General features: G+C 67.9%; 23 protein-coding genes. 10 read left to right on the forward strand and 13 right to left on the reverse strand.

The genetic code is table 11. From position 1 onward, the window contains the following. Positions 1 to 201: 201 nt before the first annotated feature. Together JNK84_RS06860 and JNK84_RS06865 are read left to right on the forward strand one after the other, a co-directional pair. On the forward strand, positions 202 to 417 hold the full coding sequence (locus JNK84_RS06860) for an antitoxin MazE-like protein (protein ID WP_293421947.1): 216 nt from the start codon (positions 202 to 204) through the stop codon (positions 415 to 417). Then, the gene (locus JNK84_RS06865) at positions 404 to 733 is read left to right on the forward strand and encodes a type II toxin-antitoxin system PemK/MazF family toxin (RefSeq protein ID WP_293421950.1); all 330 of its coding nucleotides are present in this window, start codon (positions 404 to 406) and stop codon (positions 731 to 733) included. The genes JNK84_RS06860 and JNK84_RS06865 overlap by 14 nt, the downstream gene beginning before the upstream one ends. Before the next feature lie 6 nt (positions 734 to 739). Here JNK84_RS06865 and scpA read toward each other — a convergent pair whose 3' ends face one another. From scpA to JNK84_RS06895, 6 genes are all read right to left on the reverse strand, one after another. Next, a complete protein-coding gene (scpA, locus tag JNK84_RS06870; protein ID WP_293421953.1) occupies positions 740 to 2,887 on the reverse strand; it encodes a methylmalonyl-CoA mutase in 2,148 nt (715 codons plus the stop codon). A gap of 10 nt (positions 2,888 to 2,897) precedes the next feature. After that, positions 2,898 to 4,871: a methylmalonyl-CoA mutase family protein gene (locus tag JNK84_RS06875; RefSeq protein ID WP_293421956.1), complete on the reverse strand. Its 1,974-nt coding sequence runs from the start codon at positions 4,869 to 4,871 to the stop codon at positions 2,898 to 2,900. A gap of 75 nt (positions 4,872 to 4,946) precedes the next feature. Next, positions 4,947 to 5,432 (reverse strand): 2-amino-4-hydroxy-6-hydroxymethyldihydropteridine diphosphokinase, encoded by a 486-nt coding sequence (gene folK, locus JNK84_RS06880; protein WP_293421959.1) that lies wholly within the window; start codon positions 5,430 to 5,432, stop codon positions 4,947 to 4,949. A 3-nt stretch (positions 5,433 to 5,435) separates the two neighbouring features. Then, positions 5,436 to 5,804 (reverse strand): dihydroneopterin aldolase, encoded by a 369-nt coding sequence (folB, locus tag JNK84_RS06885; protein WP_293421962.1) that lies wholly within the window; start codon positions 5,802 to 5,804, stop codon positions 5,436 to 5,438. Next, positions 5,801 to 6,574, reverse strand: a complete 774-nt coding sequence (gene folP / locus JNK84_RS06890) for a dihydropteroate synthase (RefSeq protein ID WP_293423512.1) — start codon at positions 6,572 to 6,574, stop codon at positions 5,801 to 5,803. Before folP ends, folB begins: the two co-directional genes overlap by 4 nt. Before the next feature lie 119 nt (positions 6,575 to 6,693). Continuing rightward, positions 6,694 to 7,077: a DUF2267 domain-containing protein gene (locus JNK84_RS06895; protein ID WP_293423514.1), complete on the reverse strand. Its 384-nt coding sequence runs from the start codon at positions 7,075 to 7,077 to the stop codon at positions 6,694 to 6,696. Between the two features lie 169 nt (positions 7,078 to 7,246). Between JNK84_RS06895 and JNK84_RS06900 the strand changes: the two genes are divergently transcribed. Next, positions 7,247 to 7,657: a nuclear transport factor 2 family protein gene (locus tag JNK84_RS06900; protein WP_293421965.1), complete on the forward strand. Its 411-nt coding sequence runs from the start codon at positions 7,247 to 7,249 to the stop codon at positions 7,655 to 7,657. Between the two features lie 359 nt (positions 7,658 to 8,016). Here the strand turns inward: JNK84_RS06900 and JNK84_RS06905 are convergent, their stop codons facing one another. Together JNK84_RS06905 and JNK84_RS06910 are read right to left on the reverse strand one after the other, a co-directional pair. Beyond that, on the reverse strand, positions 8,017 to 8,796 hold the full coding sequence (locus JNK84_RS06905; RefSeq protein WP_293421968.1) for a DsbA family protein: 780 nt from the start codon (positions 8,794 to 8,796) through the stop codon (positions 8,017 to 8,019). A gap of 27 nt (positions 8,797 to 8,823) precedes the next feature. Next, complete coding sequence (locus JNK84_RS06910) at positions 8,824 to 10,218, reverse strand: M48 family metalloprotease (protein ID WP_293421971.1); 1,395 nt, start codon at positions 10,216 to 10,218, stop codon at positions 8,824 to 8,826. A gap of 185 nt (positions 10,219 to 10,403) precedes the next feature. On the opposite strand from JNK84_RS06910, the gene JNK84_RS06915 reads away from it, so the two are divergent. Together JNK84_RS06915 and JNK84_RS06920 are read left to right on the forward strand one after the other, a co-directional pair. After that, positions 10,404 to 11,597, forward strand: a complete 1,194-nt coding sequence (locus tag JNK84_RS06915; protein WP_293423516.1) for a pyridoxal phosphate-dependent aminotransferase — start codon at positions 10,404 to 10,406, stop codon at positions 11,595 to 11,597. Beyond that, the gene (locus JNK84_RS06920) at positions 11,594 to 12,220 is read left to right on the forward strand and encodes a pyroglutamyl-peptidase I family protein (protein ID WP_293421974.1); all 627 of its coding nucleotides are present in this window, start codon (positions 11,594 to 11,596) and stop codon (positions 12,218 to 12,220) included. Before JNK84_RS06915 ends, JNK84_RS06920 begins: the two co-directional genes overlap by 4 nt. A 6-nt stretch (positions 12,221 to 12,226) precedes the next feature. On the opposite strand, the gene JNK84_RS06925 is transcribed toward JNK84_RS06920, so the two are convergent. From JNK84_RS06925 to JNK84_RS06935, 3 genes are read right to left on the reverse strand one after another with little or no spacing between them, the layout of a single operon-like run. Then, entirely contained in the window at positions 12,227 to 12,982 is a 756-nt protein-coding gene (locus JNK84_RS06925) for a metallophosphoesterase family protein (protein ID WP_293421977.1), read from the reverse strand. A gap of 18 nt (positions 12,983 to 13,000) precedes the next feature. Then, positions 13,001 to 13,369 (reverse strand): type II toxin-antitoxin system VapC family toxin, encoded by a 369-nt coding sequence (locus tag JNK84_RS06930; protein ID WP_293421980.1) that lies wholly within the window; start codon positions 13,367 to 13,369, stop codon positions 13,001 to 13,003. Beyond that, positions 13,366 to 13,563, reverse strand: coding sequence for a type II toxin-antitoxin system VapB family antitoxin (locus tag JNK84_RS06935; protein WP_293421983.1), 198 nt, complete (start codon positions 13,561 to 13,563; stop codon positions 13,366 to 13,368). Before JNK84_RS06935 ends, JNK84_RS06930 begins: the two co-directional genes overlap by 4 nt. Positions 13,564 to 13,696: 133 nt before the next feature. On the opposite strand from JNK84_RS06935, the gene JNK84_RS06940 reads away from it, so the two are divergent. Then, complete coding sequence (locus JNK84_RS06940; protein WP_293421986.1) at positions 13,697 to 15,028, forward strand: TIGR03808 family TAT-translocated repetitive protein; 1,332 nt, start codon at positions 13,697 to 13,699, stop codon at positions 15,026 to 15,028. Positions 15,029 to 15,049: 21 nt separating this feature from the next. Here the strand turns inward: JNK84_RS06940 and JNK84_RS06945 are convergent, their stop codons facing one another. Then, complete coding sequence (locus JNK84_RS06945) at positions 15,050 to 15,412, reverse strand: hypothetical protein (RefSeq protein WP_293421989.1); 363 nt, start codon at positions 15,410 to 15,412, stop codon at positions 15,050 to 15,052. Positions 15,413 to 15,439: 27 nt separating this feature from the next. Then, complete coding sequence (locus JNK84_RS06950; RefSeq protein ID WP_293421991.1) at positions 15,440 to 15,811, reverse strand: hypothetical protein; 372 nt, start codon at positions 15,809 to 15,811, stop codon at positions 15,440 to 15,442. A 223-nt stretch (positions 15,812 to 16,034) separates the two neighbouring features. Between JNK84_RS06950 and JNK84_RS06955 the strand changes: the two genes are divergently transcribed. The 4 genes from JNK84_RS06955 to JNK84_RS06970 all read left to right on the forward strand — a co-directional run bounded on the left by JNK84_RS06955 (position 16,035) and on the right by JNK84_RS06970 (position 18,589). Further along, positions 16,035 to 16,505, forward strand: a complete 471-nt coding sequence (locus JNK84_RS06955) for a hypothetical protein (RefSeq protein ID WP_293421993.1) — start codon at positions 16,035 to 16,037, stop codon at positions 16,503 to 16,505. Then, positions 16,502 to 16,636, forward strand: a complete 135-nt coding sequence (locus JNK84_RS06960; RefSeq protein ID WP_293421996.1) for a hypothetical protein — start codon at positions 16,502 to 16,504, stop codon at positions 16,634 to 16,636. Before JNK84_RS06955 ends, JNK84_RS06960 begins: the two co-directional genes overlap by 4 nt. Before the next feature lie 76 nt (positions 16,637 to 16,712). Continuing rightward, on the forward strand, positions 16,713 to 17,291 hold the full coding sequence (locus tag JNK84_RS06965; protein ID WP_293421999.1) for a gamma carbonic anhydrase family protein: 579 nt from the start codon (positions 16,713 to 16,715) through the stop codon (positions 17,289 to 17,291). Between the two features lie 200 nt (positions 17,292 to 17,491). Further along, on the forward strand, positions 17,492 to 18,589 hold the full coding sequence (locus JNK84_RS06970; protein WP_293422002.1) for a hypothetical protein: 1,098 nt from the start codon (positions 17,492 to 17,494) through the stop codon (positions 18,587 to 18,589). Positions 18,590 to 18,629 lie beyond the last annotated feature (40 nt).

The raw sequence follows: 18,629 nt of genomic DNA on the forward strand, positions 1-18,629 counted from the left end.
TTGTCTGTGATCACAGAAGGCTGCACTGGAATGGCAGCCAGTTCAACCGTTTCGATTGCCCGAAATGTGGGCGTGTGGGGAGGGTTGCAGGCTTTACACCGAAAACGGTCACGCGCCAGCGAGGATGGCACCGAGCTCATTGTCCGAACCTTCGTAACGCGTTGCGATGGCCCCCGGTCAATTCCCTGGCCGGAGTTCGTCATGCCAACCGCCGCCCAGCGCATGAAGGCGATGCGCGACCGCAGGCGCAGCCATGGCTTGCGCGAGTTGCGTTTGTCGGTACCTGACAGCCGTATTCGCGCCGTGCGGCAGCGCATTGCCGCGCAGGTCGCGAGGCTGAATGCCCGCGACGAGCGGGCGGCAATGGACTGGATCGAAGCCGTTAGCGAGTTTGACGGCGACCATGAGGCGAGGTGACGTTGTTCTGGTCGCCGTCGCCGGCGACTACGGCACGCCACGTCCCGCCGTCATCGTCCAGACCGACGCTTTTCCACTCGGCCACGGATCGATGGTCATCTGCCGGATGACAACCGTGATCGTCGACGCAGCGGACTTCCGGATCACGGTCGAGCCGAGCACGAGCAATGGCTTGCGGTCGATTTCGCAGGTCATGGCGGACAAGCCGGTCACCGTGCGACGCGACCGGCTCGGCGAGACCATAGGACGCCTCGCCCCCAACGAAATGGCGCGCGTCGGCGTTGCTCTGGCCTTCGTGCTGGGCCTCGCCGACTGAATTGCCCTATTCCGCCGCCTGCACGTAACCGAGCTTGGCGTTGAGCTTGTCCATCAGGTCGATGGCGGCATCCGCGATCGGCGTCCCCGGCGGGAAGATCGAGGAGGCGCCGGCCGCGTAGAGCGCGTCGAAATCCTGCGGCGGGATGACGCCGCCGACGACGATCATGATATCCTCGCGGCCCTGCTTCGCCAGCTCCGCCTTCAGCTCCGGCACCAGCGTCAGGTGGCCGGCGGCGAGCGAGGAGACGCCCACGCAATGGACGTCATTCTCGATGGCCTGCTTGGCGGCCTCGGCAGGCGTCGCGAACAACGGTCCGATATCGACGTCGAAGCCGAGATCGGCAAAGGCGGACGCGATGACCTTTTGCCCTCTGTCATGGCCGTCCTGGCCGACCTTGGCGACGAGGATGCGCGGGCGGCGGCCCTCGTTCTCGGCGAAGGTCTCCACCATGTGCTGGACCTTCGAGACATTCTCGTTCATGGCGCCGACCTCGCGCTTGTAGACGCCGGAAATGGCCTTGATCTCGGCCTTGTGGCGGCCGAACACCTTCTCCATCGCATCCGACATCTCGCCGACCGTCGCCTTGGCGCGCGCGGCATTGATGGCGAGCGCCAGAAGGTTGCCGTTGCCCTGCGCGCCTGATGTCAGCGCGTCGAGCGCCGCCTGCACCTCGGCCGGATTGCGCTCGGCGCGCAACCTCTTGAGCTTCTCGATCTGCGAGGCGCGCACGGCCGAATTGTCGACCTTCAGCACGTCGATCGGCTTCTCGCCGTCGGGGCGGAACTTGTTGACGCCGATCACCGACTGGACGCGGGAATCGATGCGGGCCTGCGTCTTGGCGGCGGCCTCCTCGATCCGGAGCTTGGGTATGCCGGCATCGATGGCCTTGGCCATGCCGCCGAGCGCCTCGACTTCCCTGATGTGCTCCCACGCCTTGGCGGCAAGGTCAGCGGTCAGCCGCTCGACATAGAGCGAGCCGCCCCAGGGATCGATGATCCGCGTCGTGCCGCTCTCCTGTTGCAGGAACAGCTGGGTGTTGCGGGCGATGCGGGCGGAGAAGTCGGTCGGCAGGGCCAGCGCCTCGTCGAGCGCATTGGTGTGCAGCGACTGGGTGTGGCCCTGCGTCGCCGCCATGGCCTCGATCTGCGTGCGCACGACATTGTTGAACACGTCCTGCGCGGTCAGCGACCAGCCGGAGGTCTGGCTATGCGTGCGCAGCGGCAGCGACTTGTCGCTTTTCGGCTCGAACGGCTTCAGCAGCTTCGCCCACAGGAGGCGCGCGGCGCGCAGCTTCGCCACCTCCATGAAGAAGTTCATGCCGATGGCCCAGAAGAACGACAGGCGCGGCGCGAACTGGTCCACCGTCATGCCCGCCGCGATGCCGGCGCGGACATATTCGACGCCGTCGGCCAGCGTATAGGCGAGCTCGAGGTCCTGCGTCGCCCCGGCCTCCTGCATGTGATAGCCGGAGATCGAGATGGAATTGTATTTCGGCATCTCCTTCGCCGTATGGGCGAAGATGTCGGAAATGATCCGCATCGAGGGCTTCGGCGGATAGATATAGGTGTTGCGGACCATGAACTCCTTGAGGATGTCGTTCTGGATGGTCCCGGAGAGCTTGGCCTGCGGCACGCCCTGCTCTTCCGCCGCCGCGATATAGAGCGCGAGGATCGGCAGCACCGCGCCGTTCATGGTCATGGACACGCTCATCTGGTCCAGCGGAATGCCGGAGAACAGCGTGCGCATGTCGTAGATCGAATCGATCGCGACGCCGGCCATGCCGACATCGCCGGCGACGCGCGGATGGTCACTGTCATAGCCGCGATGGGTGGCGAGATCGAAGGCCACCGACAGGCCCTTCTGGCCCGCCGCGAGATTGCGCCGGTAGAAGGCGTTGGAATCCTCGGCCGTCGAGAAGCCCGCATATTGCCGGATCGTCCAGGGCTGGTTCACGTACATGGTGGGGTACGGACCACGCAGGAACGGCTTGATGCCCGGATAGGTGTCGAGGAAGTCGATGCCGGCGAGGTCAGCCTCGCCATAGACCGGCTTCACCGCGATGTCCTCGGGCGTCATCCAGGCGTCGCCGCCGGACGCGGACGCGGCGGCATCGGCGAAGGGAACGGTCGTGAAATCGGGGATGCGGGTCATCTAAATCTCCTCACGCATCCAGGGCCGCTGTCGCGGCCTTCAGGAACTCTACCACATCGCCGCCGGCGTGAACGAAACCGCCCACGCCCGCCGCCTTCAGCGCCTCTTCGAGGTCGCCGGGCCGGCCGGCGAGCCAGAGCTGCTTTGCCCCCGCCGCCTTCAGCGCCTCCGCCACATCCACCGCCTCGGACGCGTAGAGTTCGTCGGACGAACAGAGGCAGGCGATGACAGCCCCGCTCGCCCTGAAGGCCGCGACGATCCCAGCAATATCCGCGAAGGGCTCCGGGATCGGCGCATCGAAACCGCCGGCCTCGAACAGGTTGCGCGCGAAGGTCGCCCGCGCCGTGAAGGCCGCCACAGGTCCGATCACGGCGAGGAACACCTTTGGACGGGAGCCGGTCTTCGCCGTCACCGCATCGAGATCGGCGCGCAGCACCTCGAACGGCTCGGCAAGGCGGATCGGCGGCAGCGGATCGACGAAGATCGTATCGTCCTTCAGCCGCGACAGGCTGGAGCGGATGGCGCCGCCAGCAAAGGCCTTCACCTGTGCCTCGAAACGCTCGCCCCTGCCCGCCGCCGGCAGGTCGACGGGCGGCGCGCCGCGCTGCGTCTCGCGCTTTGGCGGGTGCAGCACTTCCGGCACCGTCTCGTGGACGTTCGGGAACTCGGAGGCCCCGGTCAGCGGCTCGCGGCGCTTGGCGATGGCGACGGCGCGCTCCGCGCGCACTTTTGCGACATCGGCTTGCACCGTCCCCGCTGAGAGCGCCGCGACGATGCCGCCGGCCTTCTCCCAGCCCTGGAACAAGCCCCAGGCCCGCCGGCAGAGTTCGTCGGTCAGCGCTTCGATGCCGCCCGCGCCCGCCGCCGGGTCGGCGACGCGGTGCAGGTTCGATTCCTCGATCAGGACAAGCTGGGTGTTGCGCGCGACACGCCGGGCGAAGGCATCCGGCAAGCCGATGGCCGCCGTCCACGGCTCGACCACGACATGATCCGCCCCGCCGACGCCCGCCGCGAAGACGGCCGTGGTGGTGCGCAGCCAGTTCACGGCGGGATCGACCTTCGTCGTCATCCGCCATGCGGTTTCCGCATGCAGGTCGAGATGGGCGGGTTCGAGGCCGCAGGCCTGTTCGAGCCGCGCCCAGAGACGCCTGACGGCGCGCATCTTGGCGGTGCCGAGGAACTGGTCGGCATCGACCGCCAGCACCACGGAGACCGTCCGCCGCGCCTCGTCCGGCGACAGGCCGGCCGCCTCCAGCATGCGCCAGTACTGGACCGCGACGCCCAGCACATAGGCGAGTTCCTGCGCCTCGGACCCGCCGGCATCGTGGATCACCCGGCCGTCGGCGGCGAGCTGCGTGCCGCCGATACCGCGCTTGCGCAGTCCGAGAACCGCATCGGCGGCCTTGGCCGCCGCGCCGTGCCAATTCTCCAGCGTGCCGCGCCGGGCGAAGGCGCCGATGGGGTCGATGCCGAAGGCGATGGTCAGCGCCTTCGGGTCGAGCCTGTCGCGCGCCACTTTGGCCGCCATCATCGCCGCGACATGACCCGCCGAGGTTCCCGCATCGATGCGAACCGGGATCAGATCGAGCATCACGCCGGCGAGCAGCGCGTCGAGATCGGCAAGGTTGTCGATGACAAGCGCATCGCCGCGCCGGTCGCCGATGGCGCCACGCGTGACCACGGCAAGGCCGGACGCGCCGCCAGCGAGGTCTTCCAGCGCCTGCGTATTCGCCTGTTTCGGGTCCGGATGGTCGGCGCGCTGGCTGACGGTCCAGGGCGCGCCCGGCGCACGGCCGGCGAGCGGGGCCGCGCCCGCCTTGCGCGGATAGAGCGGCTGGATGGCGATGCCGTCGGCGGTCCGGTTCACCAGCACCTTGTCGAAGGGCTTGCCCTTCAGCACGGCATCGACGGCCGCGCGCCACTGCGCCTCGGTCGCGGGCGGAAACTCGGAAGCCAGAGGCAGGGCCTCGACGGTCGTGGTCATGGATGTCGTCATGCAGCTTCGATGCCACGGGAGCGCGGCGATCGAAAGGCGTCCTTTGGGCGGATCGGCCGCGACTCAGCCCGGCAGCCGCTTCACGCCCGCCGTATCGATGGCCGTCACCCAGTCCGCAATGGCGCGGCCTTCAAGCACCCAGTCCGGCGCGATCTCCGCCAGCGGCACCAGCACGAAGGCGCGCTCGGTCATGCGCGGATGCGGAATATGCAGGTCCGGCTCGTCCAGCCGGATGTCGCCATAGGCGAGGATATCGATATCGACCGGACGCGGCCCCCAGCGCCGCCCCGTCGCCCGGTCGCGGCCGAGACCCGCCTCCACCGCCAGCGCGCGCTTCAGCAGGTCGCGGGGCGACAGTTCCGTTTCCACCCTGACCGCCAGATTGACGAAGGGCGGCTGGTCGGTGACGCCCCAGGGCGGTGTCTCGTAGTCCGACGAGCGCGCCAGCAACCGCACCGCTTCGCCGTCGCAGAAGGCGGCAACGGCCTTCGCCAGCGTCGCCCTGACGTCGCCGACATTGCCGCCGAGGCCGATCAGCGCCTGCGGCACCGCTCACGCCTCACGCCGGCGGGTGATCACCACGCCGACATCGTCGAATATCGCCGCAATGGGCGCATGCGGCTTGTGGACGGTCACGGTAACGGCGGAAATCAGCGGAAAGGCCGCCAGGATGGCCTGCGCTATCGCTCCGGCCGCCGCCTCCAGCAGATTGAAATTGCGCGCCTTGAAGGTCGAGACGGAGACGGCGGCGACATCGGCATAGGACACGGTATCGGCGAGATGGTCGCTGGCGGCGGCGCGGGACAGATCGACCGCCATGTCCAGATCGATGACGAAGCGCTGGCCGACCTCGCTCTCATGGCTGAGCAGGCCGTGATGGGCATGGACCAGCAGGCCCTTGAGGAAGATGCGGTCGGTCACGATACGGCCCCCCGGGCCCTGATGGCTGCCCAGACCTTCATGGCCTGAACCGTTTCGGCGACGTCATGCGCCCTGATGATCGCGGCGCCGGCCTCGGCGGCGAGGACATGCGCCGCCAGCGAGCCGCCGATGCGCTCGTCGGTCGTCGAGGGCGACACCGTGTCGATGAAGCGCTTGCGCGAGGCCCCCACCAGCACCGGCAGGCCGAGCGCTTTCAGCCGGGCGAGCTTGCCGAGCGTCTCGATGCTCTGTTCCGGCGTCTTGCCGAAGCCGATGCCGGGATCGACGGCGATCCGGTCGCGGGCGATGCCGGCCGCCTCCGCGATCTCGACCGAACGGGCGAGGAAGCCCAGCACATCGGCCATGATGTCGATGGCGTCCGCCGCCTCGCGGTTGTGCATGACGATGACGGGAACGCCATAGTCGGCCGCCAGCGGCGCCATGGCGGCATCCTTCTGAAGGCCCCAGACGTCGTTGAGGATCACCGCGCCCCGGTCCAGCGCCCAGCGCGCGACGTCGGCCTTGATCGTGTCGATCGAGACCGGCAGGCCAAGCTTCACGATATCCGGCAGCACGGAGGCGAGGCGGGCGATCTCGTCCTCCGCCGTCACCGGCTTCTGGCCGCCATAGGGCCGGGTTGATTCCGCACCGATGTCGAGAATGTCGGCGCCTTGCTCGACCATCGCCTCTGCGTGCCGGATGGCGGTCGCCGGGTCGAAGAAGCGCCCGCCGTCGGAAAAGGAATCCGGCGTGACGTTGAGAATGCCCATGACCGCCGGGCGGTCGGCCCTCAGGAAACGGCCGAGCGGCCCGCCTTGGGGCCGCTCGCGCAACTCGATCTTTGCCATGGCGTTGCCTTAGCGACCGCCATCAGCCTGTCAATGGCCGATCAGACGAACTGGGACAGCCCCGGCGTGCCGGCGACGATCTGGCCCATCACGTCCTCGCCCGCCTGCTCGCGGCCGAAAGCCATCAGCTCGCGGCCGACCGTGGAAATCTGGCCCATGTCGAGGCCAGCGCCCATCAGGTTGGCGCCAAGGCCCATGATGCCGCCGCCCATCAGGCCGCCGACCATGCCCATCAGGCCGCCGCCCTCGCCGCTCGATGCCTGGGCGATCAGCCCCTCGGAACCCGGCAGCGCCGCCAGCATCTGCTGCACCTGCTCCTGCGGGCCTTCCTTCTGGAGGAAGCCGAGGATCATGCCGACCGCCTTGGAGGCGAGGCCGGTATCGATGCCGGCCGCCGAAGCGACGCGGTTGATGAGGTCCTCGATCATGGAATTCTCCCGACAAATAGGGCCGAAGGCGATGGCGCCGAGCCTGATGGCGCGCACTATGGCGATGCACCATGCGCCCCGCAAGCGCCACATGCCGGGCTGGCGGTTCCGCCGCCGGGCCGGCTGTGATTTGCTGGTCGGCAATCACAACCATTGGAGGATCGTCATGTCTCAAGCCGCCGTCCGGGAGGCCCCGCGCGCCCTCACCCACGACCGCTCCACCGTCGAAGCGGTGATCAACCTCTATCTCGACGGCCTCTACGAGAGCGATGTCGACAAGCTGGCCGCCGCCTTCCATCCGACCGCGGATCTGCGCTGGCAGGAAAAGGGCGAGTTCCATGTCCTGACGCGCGCCGACTGGCTGGAGCGCGTGAGCAAGCGCCCCTCGGCCAGGTCGCAGGGCCAGCAGCGCCACGACTTCGTCATGACGGTCGACCGTTCCGACGAGTCCACCGTCTTCGTGAAGGTGAAATGCGCCCTGCCGCCGCGCTTCTTCACCGACTATCTCGTGCTGCTGAAGCTCACGGATGGCTGGCAGGTCGTGTCGAAGGCGTATCGGTACGAGATGAGGGAGTGAGCGGGCGGAACCGGCCGCTCTCGACGAGCCCGTCATCGTCATGGCGGGCATGGCCCGACTCCCCGCTCGGCGATCGTTCACCGCACGCCACGCATCGTCATGGCCGGGCCTGTCTCGGCCATGACGACTTGAACACGGCCCTCGAAAGGAATTCGGGGATGCCCGGGACAAGCCCGGGCATGACGTCGGAGGCTCCGGCCCCCTGATTTTGATGCTCAGGTTTTTTCTTCGGGAGTTGCCCGTTTCCCGAAAAGTAGCGGCCGCCCGCCGGGCGCAGCTGTCGAACATGCCTGAAGCCTACCGGACCAGCGTTACGCTGTCAAGGATAAAAATCCTTCTACCGGCAATAATTCCCAAATTCAACACACGTTCGGCTGGCGCGCGCAGGTCGCCCTTGCCCTGATGATGTTCTCCCGCAGACGGTCGAGCCCGACCGCGCCGACCACCACCTCGTCGCCGACGATATAGGTCGGAGTGCCGTTGATGCGCAGCAGTTCGGCGAGACGGGCGTTCTCGGCGAGGGTGTCGCGCACCTGCGGCGACCGCATGTCCCGCTGGAGGCGGTCCATGTCGGCGCCGATCTCACGGGCAACCTCCAGAGCGCGCGCGCCGGTCGCCTGACCGCGGCCGCCGAGCAGTTTCTGGTGGAATTCGTAATACTTCGCCCCCTGGACCTGCATCTTCAGCGCCACCGCCACCTGCGCGGCCTCGACCGATCCGGGTCCGAGCACGGGAAAGTCCTTCAGGACGAGGCGGATGCGCGGGTCGGCGCGCAGCAGCTCGACCGTGTCGGGCAGCGCGCGTTTGCAGAAGCCGCAATTGTAATCGAAGAACTCGACCAGCGTGACGTCGCCGTTCGGGTTGCCGAGCACGACCTGATTGGGCGAGCGGTAGAGCGCGTCGCGATTGGCGTTGAACGCCTCCGCCCGCGCCCGATCCTCGGCCTGCGCCTGCCGCTTCTCCAGTTCGACCAGCGCCTCCTGCAGGATCTCGGGGTTCCGCAGCAGATATTCGCGCACGATGGTCTCGATGCGCTGGCGCTCGTCAGCCGTCGGCGGGGTCGCGGACGATTGCGCCGCCGCCGGGGCAGCAAAGGCCAGGAAGGCGGCAAGGGTCGCGGCGATCATGCGGGTCAGCATGGGGAATATCCTGGCGTTCAGCCCGCATCAGTTGCGCTGCGGGCGCTGATTGACGATGTCCTCGGCGCGCAGCCATCCCGGCGAGCCGTTCGGCAGCGACCCTTGAGCGCGGCGGGCGAGCCCGCGCGCGGTGTTCAGATCGCCGTCGTGAAGCGCGGCCTGGGCGGCGGAAAGGTCCGCCTGACCCCGGTCGTTCTTGCGGCCGTAGGCAATGGCCAGCTGGCGGTAGCCGTCGGCGGCCTCCGGCTCGCGCTGAAGGGCGAGGCGCAGTTCGCGCACGGCCTCATCGAGCTGCGCGGGATTGCCGGTGGCGACCAGCGCATGGCCGAGCATGATGCGAATGAGACCGGCATTGGGCGCCAGCGACACGGCCCGGCGGAGCGAGGGAATGGCCGCCGCCGGCTGGCCGGTCTCCAGCAGAATCTGCCCCTTGATCTCGTGGAAATAGGGGTTGCCCGGCTGGGCGCGGATCAGTTCGTCGGCAAGAGCGGAGGCGCGGTTGCGGTCGCCGAAGCGGAACATCTGGATGGCGCGGGCATAGCGGGCGGGCAGCGAATTGTCGCCCGGCGGGAAGCGTCGGGTGATCGATTCCTGCCGGTCGAGGAAACCGGCGAGCTTGGCGCGCGCGAGATTGTGACGCATCACCCGGTCGGGCGGATCGGCCGCATTGTAGTGCGGGCTCGCCTTGGCCAGCGGCTCGATGATCGCGACGCGATCGGCGGGAATGGGGTGGCTGATCGTGTAGGGATCGGCCCGGCGCGCCGCCAGCATGCTCTCATTCTGCAGCCGCCGGAACGTCTCGACCATGCCCTTGGCCGACTGGCCGGTGGCGTTCAGGTAGTTGATTGCCGCACGGTCGGCCGCCGCCTCCTCGCCGCGCTGGTAGGACAGGAGCGAGCGCATGGCGATGTGCGGGCCGGCCATCAGCACGCCGGGGGCTGCCTCGCCGACGCCGGCGGCGCCGCGTCCCATCGTGGCGCCAGCGGCGACGCCGGCAGCGCCGACGATCATGCCGAGCGCTGCGATGATCTGCGCGCGCTCGACCGCCTCGCGCAGCCTTGCCAGATGCCCGCCGGCGATATGGCCGGTCTCGTGCGCCATCACGCCGATCAGCTCGTTCGGCGTCCGCGAATCGAGGATCGCGCCGGCATTGATGAACATGCGCCGGCCATTGGCGACGAAGGCGTTGAAGCCCCGGTCGTTGACGATGATGACATTGGTCTGGCTGCCGCCGACGCCGGCGGCGCGGAACAGCGGCCGGGCATAGTCGCGGAGCAGGTTCTCGATCTCGGTGTCGCGGATGATCGGCAGGCCACGCGGAACCTGCGCCTCCACGACACCCGTCGGCGCGAGGCTGGTCAGCGCGACGAGGCCGGCGAGGGCCGTCGCGGCCAGGCGGCGCGGAAGGGCATGTGACGTCATCGTTCGCGGAACCTACGGATGGCCTGCCGAGAGGTCAACGCGCGCCGGAATCACGTTCAGGCGAGAACGGTGACCACCCGCCGGACCTGTGATAGGCGCTGTCGCAGCCCCTCAAAGCGCCTCTCTTGGCGACGCAAGGGGGCGAAACCATGACCGCCCTTATCGCCGCGCCCGAGGATGCCGCCATGTCGAGAGAAGCCGCTGCCCGCCGGATTCTGGCCCGCCAGCCGCTCCAGCCGACCCGGCGCGGCTCGGTCGCGCCGTTTCTGGTGATGGACGTGATGACCGCCGCCGCCAGGGCCGAAGCGGAAGGCCGGAGCGTCATTCACATGGAGGTCGGCCAGCCCGCCGCGCCAACGCCGATGAGCATCCGCAAGGCGGCGGCCGATGCGCTGATGAACGGCCAGATCGGCTACACGCTGGCGCTCGGCATACCGGACCTGCGCCAGCGCATCGCCCGCCACTATGCCGAGACCCATGGCGTCGAGGTGCCGATCGGCCGCATCGCCGTTACCATGGGCTCGTCCTCGGCCTTCATTCTGTCCTTCCTCGCGCTGTTCGAGACCGGGGCGCGGGTGGCCATCGCCAGCCCCGGCTACCCCGCCTACAAGAACATCCTGGAGGCGCTGGGCTGCGAGGTGGTCTTCATCGAGACCACCGCCGCGACCCGCTATGCCGTGACGCCCGACATGCTGGCGGCCGAGCATGCGAGGAAGAAGCTCGACGGCATCCTGATCGCCAGCCCCGCCAACCCGACCGGCACGATGATGACGCCGGAGGCGCTGACGGCGCTGATCGAGGCGGCGCAGGATCTCGGCATCCGCTTCATCTCGGACGAAATCTATCACGGCCTCTCCTACGAGATGCCGTGCCATACCGCCTTGGAGACGAGCGACGACGTGGTCGTCATCAACTCCTTCTCGAAATACTACTGCATGACCGGGTGGCGGATCGGCTGGATGGTGGTGCCGGAAAGCCTTGCCCGCTCGGTCGAATGCCTCGCGCAGAACCTGTTCATCTCCGCGCCGCAACTGTCTCAGGTCGCGGCGCTCGCCTCGTTCGACGCAACGACCGAACTGGAGGCGATCAAGGCCGGCTATGCCGCCAATCGCCGCGTGCTGCTGGACGGGCTGCCCAAGGCGGGGCTCGACCGGCTGCTGCCCGTGGACGGCGCGTTCTACGTCTATGCGGATGTCGCCAAATACACCAATGACAGCCTCGACTTCGCCCGCCGCATGCTGGCCGAGACCGGCATCGCCGCGACACCCGGCCCTGATTTCGACCCCTATGGCGGCATGCATGCCGTCCGCTTTTCCTTCGCCGGTTCGACGGCGGACATGGAGGAAGCGGTCAGGCGGCTGGGGAACTGGCTGAAGTGAAGACCCTTCTGGTCACCGGCTTCGGGCCCTTTCCCGGCTGGGAGCGCAACCCGACGCCGGCCATGGTGAAAGCCGTGCAGCGCCTGCGCCTGCCCGGCGTCAGGATCGTCGGCCACGTCTTCAACACTGTCTATGCCGAGGTCGCCCGCGACCTGCCGGCGCTGATCGCCAAGCATCGGCCGGAGGCGATCCTCCTGTTCGGGCTCGCCGGCCGGGCAGGCCATGTCCGTGTCGAGATGCACGCCCACAACGTGACGACACGGCGCACGAAAGACGCTTCCGGCGCTTTCCACGCCTCTCCCGAGATCGCCGAAGGTGCCCCGTGGCGGGTCGCAACCGCCTTCCGCTGCGGGCCGCTCGCCGCGCGCCTGCGCCGGGCCGGGCTCAATGCCCGCCCCTCGCCGACCGCCGGCGAATATCTCTGCAACTTCTCCTACTGGCTGGCGCTGGACGCGGTCGCGCGGCGACAGGCCAAGCGCGCCCTGTTCGTCCATGTGCCGCTGCCCCGTGCGTCGGGGGATCTGATGCGGCCGGGGCTGACCCGTTCTCTCGGCCGGCTGCCGACGCAGGCCGACCTCGACCGCGTCGCCGTCATCGCCGCCCGAGCGATCGCTGGCCGCTGATCATCCTCAGGCCATGAAGCCGGTGGCGAGCGCATGCGCCCAGTCGGCCGACCCGAGGCCGTCGGCCCGCGCAGCGGCCGCACGCCAGTCATAGGCGATGGCCCTCAACTCGACCGAAGCGACCTGCCCGGCCGCAATCGTCACGATTGCGTAGCGCGCATGGGGCGAGCCGGCCTCCGACACATGCGGGCGCGGTGGCGTCGGGTCGGAATAGGCGGGTAGGCCGATACTGCCCGGATTGACCACGAGCGGTCCGCCCGGCAGGGCCAGAACGCGCGCCTGATGGGTGTGGCCGCACAGAACGAGACCGGCCGAACCTGTCGCACCCAGCCCGGCCCTGACCTCGGCTGCGGCGGCCGGAACCATTCCGCCCTCACCAACCCGGTGCATCAGATAGGTGTTGTCGTCTGATGGCGTCGCATGGAAGCAGCGGATCGCAAGCCCCTCGACCTCAAGGTCCAGCACCATGGGCAGCCCGCCCAGCCATTGGCGCTGCGCCTCCGTCAGCTCGTCATGGGCGAAGGCGTCGGACGGATATTGCTCCGCGCGCGGCGTCGCCACGACCCAGCGGTCGTGATTGCCGCGCACGGTCGGCAGGTCGAGCGGCATCAGCCGCCCTGCGGTCTCGCGCGGCCAGAGCGGCCCCGACACCACGTCGCCGAGATTGACGATGCGATCGATGCCGGCGGCGGCGATATCGGCCAGCACGGCGTCGAGGGCGAGAACGTTGCCGTGAATGTCGGCGATGACGGCGAGGCGCATGGTGTATTGACCCATCCTTCAGCCGACGACGGCGGCGATGCCGAGTTCGACGGCAATGGTCGTGAGCTTTCTGTCGCGGCTCCAGAGCGTAGTTTCGGGCATGAGCAAAGCCGACGCGACCAAGTGGACATCGACATAACCGATGCCGCGGCCGTGGAGGCGGTGGTTGTCGATCACGGCGAGCACCTCAGCGGGATCGGCCACGGTCGCTTGCGGCAGGTCCCTGAACGTGTCGATCAACGCTGGCCGGTCCGCCACCATGCCAAGCAGCAGTTCACCCAGCACAAACGGATGGACCAGGGCTTCGCGACGGTTGAGCAACGCAAAAAGCCGTGCATCAGTCGTGCGCAAATGGTCAATCCAGATCGAGCTGTCGATCAGGATCATGCGGCGGCCGAGCGCCGCCGCGGAACCGGCCGAATTTCCGGCTCGCTGCCACCAAGCCTCGCGAGGCGGCGCGATGCCTCAAGCTCGATCAATGTCCTGAGCGCATGGCGAAGCAGCTCCGATCGCTCCTCGATGCCCGTATATTTCATCGCCTTCTCGACCAGCTCGTCATCCAACGTCACGGTGGTGCGCATCGCAACCTCCTGCCTTCTGCATCAAATATCGCATCAGATGATGCGCTTTTCAATGCGGCACGGCATCCCATTCCGGCACATCCGGCGGCGGCATGACCCTTGCGCGGGCCTTGCGCAACCATCGGAGGCATCCATGCTCGCCCGCCGTTCCTTCCTGTTCGCCGCAGCCGCGACGCTGGCCCTGCCCGCTTCCGCCCGCGCCTCCCAGCTCGACGGCCAGTCCTTCGGCCTGAAGCCGGGCGCGGCGGAAGACCAGACCCGCAATTTCCAGCGCGCGGTTGAAACCGCCGCCGGCTCGCGCATGCCGCTGCGCCTCGCGCCCGGCGCCTACAAGGTCGGCGAGATCCGCCTCCCCGCCAATACCCAGATCGTCGGCGTGCGCGGCGCGACGCGCCTGGTGTTCCAGGGCGGGACGGCCTGCCTTTCCGCCCAGCGCGCCGACATGATCACGCTGTCCGGCCTCGTCATCGAGGGCGCGGGCAAGCCGCTGCCCGACAAGCGCGGCCTGATCACGCTCGAACATGGTCGCGGCGTGCGCGTCGAGGACTGCGAGATCGCCGGCTCCAGCCATCACGGCATCGTGCTGGAAGGCATCGAAGGCCTTGCGCGCGGCAACACGATCTCGGGCGTCGCCAAGGCCGCCATCGTCGCGCTCGACAGCCGCGGTCTTACCATCAGCCAGAACACCATCCGCTCGGCCGCCAATAACGGCATCCTCGTCTGGCGCACCATTGCCGGCGACGACGGCACCATCGTCGAGGGCAACCGCATCGAGGAAATCGGCGCGCGCGACGGCGGCTCCGGGCAGAACGGCAACGCCGTCAACGTCTTCCGCGCCGGCAACGTCACCGTTTCCGGCAACCGCATCCGGGGCGCCGCCTTCTCGGCCGTTCGCGCCAACGGCGCGGCCAATGTCGCGATCACCGGCAACAACTGCTCGTCGCTCGGCGAGGTCGCCGTCTATGTCGAGTTCGGCTTCGAGGGCGCGGTGATCGCCAGCAACATCATCGACGGCGCGGCCCTCGGCATCGTCGCGACCAATTTCAACCATGGCGGCCGGCTCGCCAACATCCACGGCAACATCATCCGCAACCTCGTCAACAAGCGGCCTGCCGGCACCGACCCGAACGATGTCGCCGGCATCGGCATCTCGGCCGAGGCTGACGCCGCCATCGCCTCGAATGTCATCGAGGGCGCGCCGACCGCCGGCATCCAGCTCGGCTGGGGCCAGTATCTGCGCGACGTGTCGGTGACCGCCAATGTCATCAAGGGCGCGCCGGTCGGCATCGCCGTCTCGGTCGCGCCGGGCGCCGGTCAGGCGCTGATCGCCGACAATCTCGTGCAGGGCGCGCGGGTCGGCGCTGTCGTCGGCATGGAATGGACGCGGGCGGTGACCGGCGACATGGCCCGCGAGGGCGTCGGCCGGCACGCCCAGCTCAGCGTGTCCGGCAACCGCGTGCGCTGAGGCCGCGCGGCCTCGGCCGGATCAGGGCCTTCGCCACTCCGCCGCGACCATGGTCTTGCCGTCGGTGCCGCGGAACACGCGGTAGCTCATGTCGAAGCGCGCGCCGTCCGGCGTCGACATGCGGGCCGCGCAGCGAATCTCGCTGTCGTCCTTTGAGACTTCGCGCTTGTCGCTCAGCGTCGCGCCGGTGACGTTCTTCTCGCGCAGGATCGACTGGATCGTCGTGTTGGCGGTGGTGCTGGCGCAGCCCGGCAGGCTTGTGTCGAAAAACTTGATCAGCGCGATGGCCGCGATGATGAAGGACGAGCCGGCTGTGATGTAGCTCCAGATGCGGCTCCTGGGCTTGGCCGGCTGGTCAGGCGTCGTCGTGACTGCGTTGGTCATGTCGGGTCCCTCCGAATGAAATGCCTGTCACTGGCCCGCCCAGGCGGCGCTGACGCGCACGCGGCCCGCGTCGTTGCGGAAGATGCGATAGGTGATCTCGCGCCGCGTGCCGTCGGCGGCCGTCACCGTCGCGGCGCAGCCCGTCTCGCGATCCGTGCGGCCGACCTCGCGATGGGCGGAGACCGAGCCGCCGCCATTGGCGCGCGCAATGGTCTTCAGCGTGCGGTCGATCCGGGCGCCGTCGCATGCCGGCAGGCCGGTATCCATGAAGCGCGCGAGGCCCGCCACCGCGCCGAGCGCGATCACCGCTCCCGCGGTGTACTGGACCAGAATGCCGAGGCGCGCGGCGAGGGCGTCGATGCCGCCGGCCGTAGCGGTCGCGAAGGTCATATGGGTCATGTCGCTCTCCCCCTGTCCGATGGAGAGATACTCGCGCAATGCCCGCCGCCGGCCCATTGCGGCGGGTTGCAGCCTGTTGCGCGAGGGTTGCGGAACATGTGCCTCCAATTGATTTGCTCACTGAGCTTATCAATCCATCACGGCGCTGTCACCCCGCCGTTAACCACTGGTTAACCGGATCGGTCCACGGTTCCGTACCGGGTCAGCCCTGATCGGAACCGCCATGCGCGCGCTCGTTCCCGCCCTTCTCGCCTCGCTTCTGCTCGCCGCGCCCGTCGCGGCGCAGGAGACCTGCGCTCCCGCGCAGCTCGACCGTTTCAGGACCGACGCCATGGTCGCGGATGCCGACATGCGCGCCGAAGCGCAGGTCGCGCTCGAAACCTGCGCCGCCTTCGCGCAGGAACAGCAGCGCAACACCGGCGAGATCGAGGAGCGCGTCCTCGCGCAGGTCGCGGCGCTCGCCGGGCGCACCGCCTACGCGGCCTATGCCGCCGACGACATTCCCCATGCTTCGCCGGCCCTGATCGGCCTGCTCGTCACCTCCTTCCGCGCGCTCTATCCGCATCTGCGCGCGCTGCCGGAGGACGAGAACGCGGCGGCCATGCGGACCATCGTCTTCCATCTCGTCGAGCAGGCCGGCCCGCGCGCCACCGGTTCGATCCGGACACCCCAGACCGAAGGCAGCCGCCCGTGAAACCCGAGGACCAGACCCTGCCCGAAACGCTGGCCCCGCCGTTGTCGCCCGACGCGACCTTCGACGCGGATGTCGCAGCCGCGTTCGGCGTGGACCGGCTGGCGCCAGCCTCCCTCGTCCGAAAGGACTGACCCCCCCATTGATGGCCGCGCCTCGCCCGGCCATGGTTCCGGGCAACCGCGCGTCCGACGCGGGCGAGGACATGCCATGCTCAAGGGTTCCGACGCGATCCGCACCGGACCGCTGGTCGCCATCGACGCCGACGCCTTCATCCATCCCACCGCGCAGATCTACGGCCGGGTCAGCCTCGCCGCGGGCGCGTCCGTCTGGCCGAACGCGGTCATCCGCGCCGAGGTCTACGAGGTGGTCATCGGTCCGCGCAGCAATGTGCAGGACTTCGCGATGATCCATATCGGCAACGGCACGGGCGTCACCGTCGGCGCCGACTGCTCGATCACCCATCGCGTCACGCTGCACGGCTGCACGCTCGGCGACAACGTGCTGGTCGGCATCGGCGCGACCATCATGGACGGCTGCGTCATCGGCGAGAACTCGATCATTGCCGGCGGCTCGTTCCTGAGGGAAAACACCGTCGTGCCGCCGAACTCGATCGTCGCCGGCGTGCCGGGCGTCGTGAAGGCGACGCGCAATTCCGGCGACGCCAACCGCTTCAACGCCTGGATCTACACCCAGAACGCCGCCGCCTATGCTCGCGGCGAGCACCGCGCGTGGAACGAGATCGACCTGAAGGCGGCCGCCGCGCGGTTCGGGCTCAAGCGGGACTGACGTCCAGTCGGCATCGGGAACATGACCCTTCCCGAAGACCCGTTCCCACTGTTCGGGATCATGCTCTAGCGCAACACGCATCGCATGCTCCCGCCGCCAGATCTGTTCAACCTGTGGCTGCTGATCTACCCTCCGCTCTTGGGGGAGAAGTGTTTATGTTGGCCGGCCTTAGCTCAATCATTGCAGTGATTTGGCGCGACATGAAGTCCACGCTGCGCTTGCTGGTGCTGCTTCTCAGGGCTCCTGATCTGTCGAGGCCACGACACGGGCGCACCGCCGGCAGTCTCGCCGTATTTGTCGCAGCTGCTCTTCCCACAGTAGCAAATGCAGCCGAAATCACCGTCGTGCCACCCCGAGAGAACATGCCCGCGATCATTGCTGTCAGCGGCGCGTTCGAGTTCGGAGACGAGAAGCGATTTGTCGATGCCGTACTTGGGATAAGCAGGGCAATCGTCATCCTGAACAGCGAAGGCGGAAACCTTCACGCTGCCCTCGAGATCGGTCGAGCGATCCGCCTCAAAGGCTTCGAGACGATCGTGGGCGACAATGTCATCTGCGCCTCGGGCTGCGCGCTGGTCTGGCTAGCCGGCACGCCGCGCACGATGGCCCCGCGCGCGATGATCGGCTTCCATGCCGCGTCCGATCGCGAACGGAACATTGCGTCGTCTGGCAACGCACTGGTCGGCTCCTACCTCAACCAGCTTGGGTTATCGTCCAATGCCGTAATCTTCATCACGGCGGCGCGGCCGGAATCGATGTCTTGGCTAACCTTCGATCTAGCGAGCCAATTGGGGATCGACATACGCCGGTTCGACCTGACTCCGTCAACGCCCTCGCCGCCGATCGCGCGCCAACCTGCCCCAACCCCTGCTCCGCCGCCCGCGAATGTGAGCCTGCGCGATACGGTAGTGACCTTTCTGAACAGGCACTATCAATCGTTCAATCAAGACTCCTACGCCGTTTCCGCCTACATCAATCGGACTTATTCCGATGTTGTCACATATTTTGGCAATCCGAGAACGAGGCAGCAGATTGTCGACGAGAACATGAGCTTCATATCACGTTGGCCGGCCCGCTCGTATTCTGTCCGACCTGCGCAGACACATGTATCCTGCACGGATTACCCTAACCAGTGCACGATCAATGCCGTGGTGGACTGGACGGCCTACAGCGCCGAGCGAAAGATCAGTTCGACTGGCGCCTCGTCGATCGAGATGGTGATCGACTTCTCGACGCGAACTCCGCGCATCGTCAGGGAAAAGGGCACTGTGCTGCATCGAAACGTGTCTCGACACTAGCCGAGCTGCACCGGAGCGATTGCGATCGACCGCCGCGTGG

This window comes from Phreatobacter sp. (genome assembly GCF_016793595.1).
Classification (GTDB): domain Bacteria; phylum Pseudomonadota; class Alphaproteobacteria; order Rhizobiales; family Phreatobacteraceae; genus Phreatobacter.